The sequence below is a fragment of the Phyllobacterium sp. P5_D12 genome (assembly GCF_054049495.1).
The window spans coordinates 1-10,496 of sequence record NZ_JBFUMG010000123.1 but is presented as its reverse complement, the minus strand read 5'-3'; the positions used below and the strand labels follow the sequence as shown (position 1 = coordinate 10,496).

At 57.9% G+C, this 10,496-nt stretch carries 10 protein-coding genes; 8 read left to right on the top strand and 2 right to left on the bottom strand.

The window, feature by feature from the left end; translation table 11 throughout:
- Positions 1 to 1,058 (top strand): FAD-binding oxidoreductase (locus ACXJ5O_RS10705; RefSeq protein WP_457299881.1); only part of this gene is annotated, 1,058 nt, incomplete at its 5' end.
- On the opposite strand, the gene ACXJ5O_RS10700 is transcribed toward ACXJ5O_RS10705, so the two are convergent.
- On the bottom strand, positions 1,049 to 2,500 hold the full coding sequence (locus ACXJ5O_RS10700; RefSeq protein ID WP_457299880.1) for a DHA2 family efflux MFS transporter permease subunit: 1,452 nt from the start codon (positions 2,498 to 2,500) through the stop codon (positions 1,049 to 1,051). The two genes, ACXJ5O_RS10705 and ACXJ5O_RS10700, sit on opposite strands and share 10 nt — an antisense overlap.
- 389 nt (positions 2,501 to 2,889) lie before the next feature.
- Here ACXJ5O_RS10700 and ACXJ5O_RS10695 point away from each other — a divergent pair, with 389 nt between their 5' ends.
- The 7 genes from ACXJ5O_RS10695 to ACXJ5O_RS10665 all read left to right on the top strand — a co-directional run bounded on the left by ACXJ5O_RS10695 (position 2,890) and on the right by ACXJ5O_RS10665 (position 9,857).
- Complete coding sequence (locus tag ACXJ5O_RS10695) at positions 2,890 to 3,477, top strand: thioredoxin family protein (protein ID WP_457299879.1); 588 nt, start codon at positions 2,890 to 2,892, stop codon at positions 3,475 to 3,477.
- 66 nt (positions 3,478 to 3,543) lie between these two features.
- Positions 3,544 to 5,175 (top strand): FAD-dependent oxidoreductase, encoded by a 1,632-nt coding sequence (locus tag ACXJ5O_RS10690; RefSeq protein ID WP_457299878.1) that lies wholly within the window; start codon positions 3,544 to 3,546, stop codon positions 5,173 to 5,175.
- Entirely contained in the window at positions 5,172 to 5,501 is a 330-nt protein-coding gene (locus ACXJ5O_RS10685) for a 4Fe-4S binding protein (RefSeq protein WP_112527140.1), read from the top strand. Before ACXJ5O_RS10690 ends, ACXJ5O_RS10685 begins: the two co-directional genes overlap by 4 nt.
- A 12-nt stretch (positions 5,502 to 5,513) precedes the next feature.
- Positions 5,514 to 6,350 carry an ABC transporter ATP-binding protein gene (locus ACXJ5O_RS10680; protein ID WP_457299877.1) on the top strand — a complete coding sequence of 279 codons (837 nt, stop codon included), beginning with the start codon at positions 5,514 to 5,516 and terminating at the stop codon, positions 6,348 to 6,350.
- A gap of 19 nt (positions 6,351 to 6,369) precedes the next feature.
- Entirely contained in the window at positions 6,370 to 7,242 is an 873-nt protein-coding gene (locus ACXJ5O_RS10675) for an ABC transporter permease (protein ID WP_457299876.1), read from the top strand.
- 34 nt (positions 7,243 to 7,276) lie between these two features.
- The gene (locus ACXJ5O_RS10670) at positions 7,277 to 8,305 is read left to right on the top strand and encodes an aliphatic sulfonate ABC transporter substrate-binding protein (protein ID WP_457299875.1); all 1,029 of its coding nucleotides are present in this window, start codon (positions 7,277 to 7,279) and stop codon (positions 8,303 to 8,305) included.
- 115 nt (positions 8,306 to 8,420) lie between these two features.
- A complete protein-coding gene (locus ACXJ5O_RS10665) occupies positions 8,421 to 9,857 on the top strand; it encodes an MFS transporter (protein ID WP_457299874.1) in 1,437 nt (478 codons plus the stop codon).
- A gap of 7 nt (positions 9,858 to 9,864) precedes the next feature.
- Here ACXJ5O_RS10665 and ACXJ5O_RS10660 read toward each other — a convergent pair whose 3' ends face one another.
- On the bottom strand, positions 9,865 to 10,290 hold the full coding sequence (locus ACXJ5O_RS10660; RefSeq protein ID WP_457299873.1) for an OsmC family protein: 426 nt from the start codon (positions 10,288 to 10,290) through the stop codon (positions 9,865 to 9,867).
- Between the last annotated feature and the right edge of the window lie 206 nt (positions 10,291 to 10,496).

Genomic DNA, 10,496 nt, shown 5'->3' with positions numbered 1-10,496 from the left:
GCGTTAAGCTGCTGTCGCTGCAGGAAGCAGCGGCAAAGGTAGACCTCGCCACCGGCATTGATATTGCTGCACGTGGCAGCGCCACCATCGGCGGCATGATCTCGACCAATGCCGGTGGCATGGAGGCCTTTCGCCATGGCGTCATGCGTCATCGTGTTCTTGGCCTCGAGGTGGTGCTGCCCGACGGCAGGATCATGACCGATATGGCGCAAGTGACGAAATCCAACGAGGGTTACGACCTGAAGCAGTTGTTCATCGGAGCCGAGGGCACGCTCGGCATCATAACGCGGGCGGTCATCAGGTTAGCGCCCGCGGACGAATTCACAGCGACGGCACTCGTCGCCTGCCCCTCTGCAAGCGATACGATCGCTTTGTTCCGCAAGTTGCAACGCAGCCTTGATCTCCTTCGTGCGGAGTTCATGGCACGGGACTATTTCACCTTGGCATCGGCAAATCTCGGCCCCGCTTCCCTGTCCGCCTTTACCGAAGCGCCAGCCTATCTCATCCTCGAAATCGACGCAGTTGATCAGCAGACGGCACAATCAGCCCTTGAAGAAGCACTCGCCGAGGCCATCGAAGAAGGACTTGTCGTTGATGCGATCCTCGCCCAGAGCGAGAAGGAGCGCACCGAAATCTGGAATATCCGTGAGGACAGCAGCGTGGTCGATCGCGTTCATCCGAACGGCTGCTGGTTCGATATCTCGGTGCCATTGCAGGGACTCGAAACATGGCTGGCGTCCTTCAACGAAGGCGTCGCCACGCTCGGACCAGAAGTTCGGGGTTTTGCATTCGGACATCTCGGCGATGGTAATTTGCATGTCGGCGTTGCGGGAGCGCCGGACAAGGATGCCGCCAAGGCAATCGTCTACGCCAATCTACGCGAATTAGGCGGATCGTTCTCGGCTGAGCATGGTATCGGCCTGGACAAACGGCAGGATCTGCATGGGTTTGTCGATCCGGTGAAATTCGCTCTCATGCGCTCGATCAAGGCCCTGCTCGATCCCAACGGCATCATGAATCCGGGCAAGGTACTTGAATTGGACAGCGTCTACGCCTGATGCCCGCTGATGTCAGAGCCGGCTGTAGGCGAAAAGCGCCTGTTCCAGATCGTCGCGGTGAGCGAGATTGCCGTAACGACGAGAAACGCCACGGAAAAGTCGCCAAGCTTGGGGTCGGTGTGATCCTGCACAAGCATCGAGGTGTTCAGCGCCAGTGCGCCGATACAGATACCGAGTGAAAGCATCAACTGCTGAAAGGTCGTGTAGAAGCTCGTTGCCGAACTCATCCGCTCCCGATCGATCTCGTCATAGGCGACAATATTGTAGGCCGTGAACTGAAACGACATGAAGAACCCGCAAAAAAACAGGATCGTGAAGATAAGCCAGATCGGCCAATCCGGACGGAAGAACGCACACAGCGCGTAGCCAAGCGTTGAAATCCAGCCGATGACTGTCAGGCTGTTGCGAAAGCCATATCTTTTGAGGATTTTGCCCGCCGTCGCCTTCATCAGCATCGATCCAAGCGCCGTTGCAATCACGATACCGCCGGCTGAAGCTGCTGAGAGGCCGAACTGCAATTGCAGCATGAGAGGCAACAGGAATGGTTGCGCGCCTTGGGTGATGCGGGTCAGCGAACCAGCCATGACCGACTCCTTGAAACTCGGAACCCGCATCAGGGAAAAATCGAGGATCGGCGACGGGTGGTTGCGCGCATGGCGCAGGTAGGCGGCACCGAAGACAAGTCCGATGGCGATGAGAAGAATGGACGTCCCCGCCTCGCCGCTTCGACTGGACATTTCGAATCCGAACAGCAGCGAACCGAGCGACACACCGGAAAGAAACAGTCCGAAAGTGTCGAACTTGCCCTTCGATTCACCCTTGAATTCCTCGATGTATATTGAAACCAGGATAAACCCGAGAACGCCGATGGGAACATTGATGTAGAAGATCCAGCGCCAATCGAGATAGGTGACGATCAAACCGCCAACTGGCGGTCCAAGTATCGGGCCTATAAGCGCGGGCACAAGCAGCCATGACATGGCCGCAACGAAGTCCTTGCGCTGGACGCTGYGCATGAGAACGAGACGCCCGACCGGYATCATCATGGCGCCGCCAAGCCCCTGGATCAGCCGTGCAAAAACCAGAAATGTCAGGTTCGGCGCTTGGGCACAGAGAATAGACCCGAGTGTGAATACTGCAATCGCCGTGCGAAAAACCGTGCGGGATCCAAAGCGATCTGCCACCCGGCCGCTGGCAGGAATGAAGATCGCCAGGCTCAGGAGATATGATGTCAGCGCGATACTCATTGATGGCGGGCTGACACCGAAATCGCGCGCCATCGTCGGCAGCGCGGTCGCAAGGACTGTTGCGTCGAGTTGCTCCATGAACATGGCGCTGGCGATGATCAAGGCGATTAGTCGAAAATTTGGAGCCGGTTTTTGAGTCGCCCCAATATGAGCGCTTGGCTGGCCGGTGGCGACCTGACAAGTCTGGTCTGACATCGCTGGAATAGCTCTCGATGGCACGGTTGGATCGAGATGGAGGCAACCGCAGATAGTAAGCACTTAGTGGCTTGGATGAGCGGGATATAATCCTCGACACTGGTTATGGCCATATGCCTTTTCGCTTTTCTGCATGGCGCGACAAAAAAGCCTCAGGTTGAACTAAGCTCGTCGTCACAACCCCGAGTCCCCCAGTTCGCGGGAAATTTTACGTACGGATCTTTTCTGATCTCTCATTTTAATCGGGCCCGGTGCCGGCAGGACGATAATTTTCAAAAATCTGCCATCTCCAAAATAATATGCCTCTCCATACACTACCAATTCAGTAGAGTATTGGTGTCAGGCAGCCATCAAGCTTTTGCCGACACGTTGATCAATGGGAGCGCACAATGCCTAAGACAGAATCAAACGCCATTACGCTGGGCACAAAAGCCGCTGACTTCATTTTGCCGGATGCGGAAGGCAAGCTCTACGAGCTTTCGAGCTTCTCCGAAAAGCCCGCCCTGCTCGTCGCGTTCATCTCCAACCGCTGTCCGTTCGTTGTGTTGCTGCGTGAAGCGCTGGCACAGTTTGCGCTCGAATATGCGCCGAAGGGATTGCAGATCGTCGCCATCAACAGCAATGACGCGAAGGCGCATCCGGAAGAGACGCTGGCACGCATCGGCGAAGAAGTCGCCAACTTCGGCTATTCATTTCCATATCTGAAGGACGAGTCACAGACCGTCGCCAAGACCTATCGCGCCGCCTGCACGCCCGATCTGTTCCTTTTCGACGCGGAACGCCGCCTCGCCTATCACGGCCAGTTCGATGATGCGCGTCCCGGCAATGGAAAACCTGTAACGGGTGCGGATATCAGAGCCGCGGTTGACGCTGTCCTCCTGGGCCAGAAGCCGTCTGACAAGCAGGTCGCATCCATTGGTTGCAACATCAAATGGCTGGAAGGCAATGAGCCGTCCTCCCTTTCCCACGCTGCCTGAGAAGTCCGAAACAACAGTCAGACCCGGCAAGGGTTTGACGTTTTGGCTTCGATTACCGGAGAACGCATGTCATCTGAGCGTGTAAAATCCACTGGCAATGACCCGCTGCATTTGCAGGCCGATGTGCTGGTGCTAGGCGGTGGTCCCTCCGGCGCATGGGCAGCGCTGGCTGCTGCCGAAGACGGAGCTCGTGTTGTCCTCGCTGACAAGGGCTATCTTGGCACGAGCGGCGCCACAGCTCCGTCCAACACCGGAACCTGGTGCGTACCGCCGGGTGAAAATCGTGGTCAGGCCGTCGAGCGGCGCTGGCAGCGTACCGGCGGCCTTGCCGATCAGCGCTGGATGCTGCGCTGTGTCGATCAGGCTTACGAGAATCTGGTGAAGCTCTCCGAATGGGGCTACCTTTTCCCGCACGAAGATGACGGCCGGCTCTATATCGCCAACCTTCGCGGCCCGGACTACATGCGTTTCATGCGACGGCGCGTGCTCAAGGCAGGTGTCACCGTGCTTGACCACCACCCTGCCCTTGAACTTCTGTCGAATGGCGATGTGATCACAGGCGCTTCCGGCGTAGACCGGCAGCACAACCGCGACTGGAGCGTCGAGGCAAAAGCCGTTGTCCTCGCAACCGGCGGCTGTGCCTTCCACGAGCGTATCCTCGGCGCAACCGGCCTCACTGGGGATGGCTACCTTATGGCGGCGGAAGCCGGGGCGCATCTTTCCGGCATGGAATTCACCGGGAAGTACACGCTTGCCCCGTATGAAACGTCGCTCAACAAGGGTCTGCCCTACAGATGGGCAACGTTCTACCGCGAGGATGGCTCACCTCTCCTCGACGCAAAAGGAGAACAGATATCCAACGGCATTGGCGAGCGCGAAAAGGATATTGCAAAGGCGCTGATAGACGGTCCGGTTTTTGCCCGTCTCGACCATGCCGAGCTCGCCTTGCAGGATTGGCTGCGCCGCGGCCAGCCCAATTGCTTCGTGCCACATGATCGTGCGGGTATCGATCCCTTCAAAGACCTGTTCCGCATCACATTGCGGGCCGAAGGCACGGTACGAGGCACCGGCGGCATCATGCTCGCGACGGCCGATTGCGGAACGGGCGTTCCCGCGCTCTACGTCGCCGGCGACGCAGCCAGCCGCGAGAACATGACAGGTGCGGTGTCGGGCGGCGGCGCGGTCAATTCGTCCTGGGCTATCGCCAGCGGCTGGTGGTCAGGCAAAGGCGCTTCAACTTACGCGCGCAAATCAGCACGGAAAGCCTTCCGTTCCATATCGAAACCCCTGGGCGAAGCGGGACTGCGACCGGCTGGAATCGCTCGTGCGGACCTGCGCACTGCCGAAATCATCGAAGCTGTTCGCGCCGAAGTCATTCCGCTCGAAAAGAATTATTTTCGCGACGGTACAACCTTGCGCACCAGTAGCGAGCGGCTGGAGAGCTTGTGGAATGATGTGCGTCAACACCTTCACGCCGAGGGAGTGGATCGCGTGCGCAGTCGCGAGACCGCATCGATCACCGCTTCGGCGCGCTGGTCGCTCGCGTCCGCTCTCGCCCGCAATGAAAGCCGCGGCATGCACCGGCGAGCAGACCGCCCCGGGAATGATCCCGCATTTGCCCGACGCATCCTCGTCAGCGGGGTCGATGCGATCAGCATTGGTGAAGCCCAAATCAGTCGCGAGGGCATCGCGTCATGATTGAGATTGTCTCCGCAAGCCGTTGTATTGAATGCGATATATGCGTCAAGGTTTGCCCCGCGAATGTATTCGACGCGGTGCCGGATTCGGCGCCCATCATAGCGCGGCAGGACGATTGCCAGACTTGCTATCTCTGCGAAATCTATTGTCCCGTCGATGCGCTCTACGTCGCGCATCGCGCGGAAGGCCACTTTCCGATCACAGAAGCCGAGGTCGAGGAGCGCAATCTGTTTGGCAGTTATGCGCGTGCGCTGGGCTGGAAACGCGGCAAGGCTGGCGGAACCGAACATGACCCAACGCATCGCATTCGTGTCGCGGCAGTTTGAAGGAGAATGCAAATGGACCGAATTGTCGTCTCCGGTATCAGAAAGACATTCCAGCTCAAGCCGGGTCAATATGTGACTGTCGACGGTGAGGAGACCGATCGCGTCACCGTTCTCGATGGCGTCGATCTGAACATCCGCAAGGGCGAGTTCATCACGCTTGTCGGTCCGAGCGGCAGTGGCAAATCGGTCCTGCTCGATATCATCGGCGGATTGACACAGGCGAGCAAGGGTATCGTGCAACTGGACGGCGCCACCATCACCAGGCCCGATCCCAAGACGGGTTATGTGTTCCAGCAATATGCGCTCTTCCCTTGGCGCACCGCCCTCTCGAACATCGAATATGCCCTGGAGGTGCGCGGCGTGCCAAAGCGCGAACGCAGCGACCGCGCGCGATATTTCCTCGCTCTGTTCGGACTGTCCGGTTTCGAGGATCGCTATCCCAATCAGCTTTCCGGTGGAATGCAGCAGCGTGTGGCCATCGCACGCGCCTTGGCGAGCAATCCTGAAGTGCTGTTGATGGATGAACCATTCGCAGCGCTCGATGCGCAGACGCGCGAAATCCTGCAGAGCGAACTTCTGAAGATCTGGGAGAAGATCAACACGACCGTCATCTTTGTCACTCACTCCATCGACGAGGCGATTTATCTCGCCGACCGCATCGTTGTGATGACTGCTCGTCCCGGCACGGTGAAGGAGATCATCGACATCGATCTGCCGCGCCCGCGCGATGGCGACATTCGATCCAGCACGGAGTTCAACGCACATCGCGCCCGGGTTTGGGAAGCACTGCGTGATGAAGTCAACAAGGCGCAAAAGGATTGGGCGTTGTCGCCTGCCTACGCCAACTAAATATCCAGGGAACGGAAACATGGCCTATATCAGTGAAAAACCAGGCATCGGCATCAGCATCAGGTTGCCATCAATTGCAGCGTCCAGTGCTGCCCGGCCTGCCCGCAAGCACAAGACAGCGCGCGGGGACGGCACCTTCAGTTATGGTCTGCCCCTGCTCATCCTGTTTTTCCTGCTGTGGGAAATCGCACCGCGTCTCGGCTGGCTCAATCCGATCTTCTTCCCACCGCTCAGCGAAGTCTGCCGCTCTTGGATCGGCTTGGCCGAAAGCGGCGTCCTCGCCAAGCATATCGGCATCAGCCTGCAGCGGGCAGCGATCGGCTTTGGATTGGCGACGATTGTTGCCGTTCCGCTCGGGTTTTTGATGGGGCGCTATTCGCTCTTCGAAAAGATCTCCGATCTGCTGGTTCAGACCTTGCGCAACACTTCGCAATTTGCCCTGCTGCCGGTCTTCATTCTGCTTCTTGGCATAGGCGAAGCGTCAAAGATCGCGATCACCTTCTATTCATCCGTATTTTTCCTGCTGGTGAACACGATCAGCGGCGTCAAGGCGGTCGATCCGCTGCTGTTGAAAGCGGCGCGCTCGATGGGAACATCAGATGTCGATCTGTTCCGCAAGGTCATTCTTCCGGCGAGCATACCCTCGATCGTTGCCGGTGCGCGTCTCGCGGTGAAATCATCCATCTTCGCGGTTATCGGCGCCGAGATGCTCGCCGCCAAATCTGGGCTCGGCTACCTGATCCAGCAGTCGCAGCTGATGATGGAAACCGGCGATATGTATGCCGGCATTCTGACCATGACACTCATCGGGCTGATCGTGAATTACCTGCTGGTCTGGTTTGAACGTTGGGCGACCTCGTGGAAGGGCCAATCCGACACCTCGCCTCACTGAAACCTCTGCTAAACGCCAACGAAGGAACCATGCTATGACAATTTCAAACAACGGCGTTTTGCGCCGGACCCTGATAAAGACCATCGCTGCCTCGCTGCTTGGTTTGACAAGCTTCTCCCTGCCCGCCATCGCGCAGGAAAAGCCGGATGTCATTCGTATCGGCAGTACCGCACCTGGCCACCTGAAATTCATTCTCGCCCAGCATGATGGCTGGCTGGAACAGGAATTCGCCAAGGATGGCATCAAGGTTGAGCTCGTGACCTTCACCGGCGGTGGTTCCGAGGCAACGACTGCCCTTGCCACTGGCGCTATCGAGGTCACCTATACCGGCAACAACCCTGCCCTGCGCGTCGCCGCATCGGGCGCTGATGTCAAGCTGATAGGTATCTCCAGTTTCGTCAAAACGGGCGGCTCGGCCATCATCGTTCCGACGAACTCGCCGTTGAAAACTGTCGCCGACCTGAAGGGCAAGAAGGTTGCATATCTCGCCGGCACAGTGCGTCACTCGAATTTCAGCAAGGCGCTGAAAGGTGCCGGCTTGAAGACTGACGACGTGGAATCGCTCAATCTGCCATTCGAGGCTTCGGGGCCTGCGCTATTGCGTGGTGATATCGACGCAATCGTCGAGACAGACAGCACGGCGGCAAAACTCGTCGACACCGGCCAGGCGCGCATTCTTCTCGATGGATCGGAGCACCCCGAATGGGCCGTGCCGAACGTCATTTCGGTCAATGGCCCCTTTGCGGAAAAATATCCCGATCTGGTCAAACGCCTGCTGAAGGTCGATATACAGATTTCGCGCTGGGCCGACGCGCACCCGGAAGACACGATCAAGATATTTGTCGACGAAACAAAGTCCTCGGAGAAATCCGTTCGCAAGACCTACAAGGATGGTGTGTTCTATCAGGATCCGAAGATCACCGATGAAGCGCTTAATTCGCTCAAGGAAGAAGAGAAGTTCATGGCAGAGGCAAAGCTTCTGAAAGGCACGATCGATTACAGCAAATGGGTGGATACCAGCTATCTCGACGCTGCCTACAAGGAACTCGACGCCAATCAATAATCCGCGAGCTACGTTGACAAATCCGGTTGCCGGGCCTGAATTGCGGGCCCGGCACTTTGATATCTGGCTGCGCAGCGTCGCGGCCATCCCACATGAAATGCACTGAGGTTATAAAATGACGACTGCACTATCGGACGGCGAGGAAACAGCCGTCACAGCGCGGCAACCGCGTCTTGTCGCTCTCGTTGTTGCAGTCGCCTTTTTCATGCAGATGTTGGACGGGACGATCATCACCACCTCCCTGCCCCAGATGGCGCATTCATTCGGCATTGAGCCCGTGGCGATGAGCATCGGCATTACGGTCTACATGCTGTCGATGGCCGTCTTCATCCCGATTTCCGGCTGGATGGGTGATCGCTTCGGCGCGCGCAATGTCTTCATTGCTGCCATCGCTATTTTTACGATCGCCTCGCTTGTCTGCGGTCTGTCGGAAACGCTTTGGCAGTTCGTCGGCGCGCGTGCCGTTCAGGGCGTGGGCAGTGCCCTGATGACGCCGGTAGGGCGCATGATCGTGCTGCGCAATGCGGAGAAGTCCGAGCTTGTCTCCGCTATCGCGCTCATTACATGGCCTGCGCTCTTTGCGCCGGTCATCGGCCCTGTCCTTGGCAGCTTCATCACCACCTATCTGAGCTGGCACTGGAACTTTCTCATCAACATACCGCTCGGCGTCCTCGGTATCCTGTTGGTCCTCAAATTCGTTCCGGATCAACGCGAAACATCGGTTCCGAAGTTCGATATGAAAGGTTTCGTCCTCTCCGCAGCCGGTTTGGCGCTTGTCCTGTCCAGCCTTGAATCCTTCACCCATGGCATCCACGAGTTCTATATTGCCGTCGCCATGCTTGTGGGCGGTTCGCTGTTGTCGGTCGTGGCTGCTAGACATTTTCTGCAGGTCAAAAATCCGCTGCTGGATCTGTCAGTCTTCAAGATCCACACCTTTGCCATCGCCACGGCAGCCTCCGGAACGGCAGGGCGCGTCTCGATAAACTCGGCCCCATTCCTGTTGCCGCTGCTGTTTCAGGTCGGCTTCGGCTTCAGCGCCATCAGGACGGGCACTTACATCCTGGTATATTTCATTGGCAATCTCGGCATGAAGGTCGTCACCACGCCGCTGCTCAGGCAGTTTGGCTTTCGCTCGATCCTTTGCTTCAACGGTCTGATCGCAGCGCTGTCCCTCGCCGCCTGTTCGCTTCTATCCGCCGAAACGCCCGAGATCATCTCTTTTGCGCTCCTGCTCATCGCGGGTCTCTCGCGTTCGATGCAGTTCACGGCGCTCAACACATTGACCTTCGCAGACATCAACGCTTCACAGCGCAGTTCTGCCTCGACGCTTTCCAGCATGCTTCAGCAGATGTCGATGCTGCTTGGCGTTGCCATCGCCGCCATGGTTCTCAACCTGTCGCAAATGGCTCACGGCAATGCCACCACATCGCTGACGGATTTTCGCACGGCGTTCTTCGTCGTCGGTCTTATCGGGGTCGTTTCGGCGCTCCGCTTTCTGGAATTGCCATGGAACGCCGGGGCCGAAGTCTCCGGCCACGCAAGGAAGGCCTGACGCCGCTTCAGTCCGCTAGTTTCGTCACGAAATCGGCATTGCCGCGCAACGTATTGCTGACGGTACATATCTCTTCGGCAGCCTCGACGATCTCGTGCTTCGTTGCGTTGTCGAGTTCACCATCGATCTCGATGGAAATATCGAAGTGGGCGATGCGCGACGGCCCCTCATGCGCCTTTTCGCCCGTCACGTGCACCCGGACTTCGCCGAGTCTGTCGGCAACGCCGAGGCGGCTGGCGGCAATGCGCGCGCTCAATGCAATACACGCCGACAGCGAACTATACAGCAAATCGATCGGGCTGAAGCCGGGTTCGGAAACCGAGGTAACAACCCCGATCTTGCCTCCGGTCTCCGATGTGACGAGCGGCAATTCCTTGGGCTGGAGTACGGACGTTGCGCCCACGGCGCGGGTCCTGATCTTGAGTTCCGACATTGGATGATTTCCCAACAATATATGCCCAGACTCTACTCAGCGCGCGTGCGAAACGCTACCGCTTTGTACCCTCTCGAGCGCTCTCATCGCTTCGAACAGCATTTCCCTGTCCCGTTGGTGCGCTTCAAACAGAGCTACGAAGGCCGGGTTGCTGATCTCGTGCGGTTTCGGCGCGGCTTTGGCGCGATCAAGGCTGTTGTCTGCAG

Bases quoted from the DNA above. Each gene is read 5' to 3' on its own strand.
- ACXJ5O_RS10680 (WP_457299877.1), top strand. From the start codon at position 5,514: ATGGACCGAATTGTCGTCTCCGGTATCAGAAAGACATTCCAGCTCAAG.
- ACXJ5O_RS10690 (WP_457299878.1), top strand. From the start codon at position 3,544: ATGTCATCTGAGCGTGTAAAATCCACTGGCAATGACCCGCTGCATTTG.
- ACXJ5O_RS10670 (WP_457299875.1), top strand. From the start codon at position 7,277: ATGACAATTTCAAACAACGGCGTTTTGCGCCGGACCCTGATAAAGACC.
- ACXJ5O_RS10685 (WP_112527140.1), top strand. From the start codon at position 5,172: ATGATTGAGATTGTCTCCGCAAGCCGTTGTATTGAATGCGATATATGC.
- ACXJ5O_RS10695 (WP_457299879.1), top strand. From the start codon at position 2,890: ATGCCTAAGACAGAATCAAACGCCATTACGCTGGGCACAAAAGCCGCT.
- ACXJ5O_RS10665 (WP_457299874.1), top strand. From the start codon at position 8,421: ATGACGACTGCACTATCGGACGGCGAGGAAACAGCCGTCACAGCGCGG.
- ACXJ5O_RS10660 (WP_457299873.1), bottom strand. From the start codon at position 10,290: ATGTCGGAACTCAAGATCAGGACCCGCGCCGTGGGCGCAACGTCCGTA.
- ACXJ5O_RS10675 (WP_457299876.1), top strand. From the start codon at position 6,370: ATGGCCTATATCAGTGAAAAACCAGGCATCGGCATCAGCATCAGGTTG.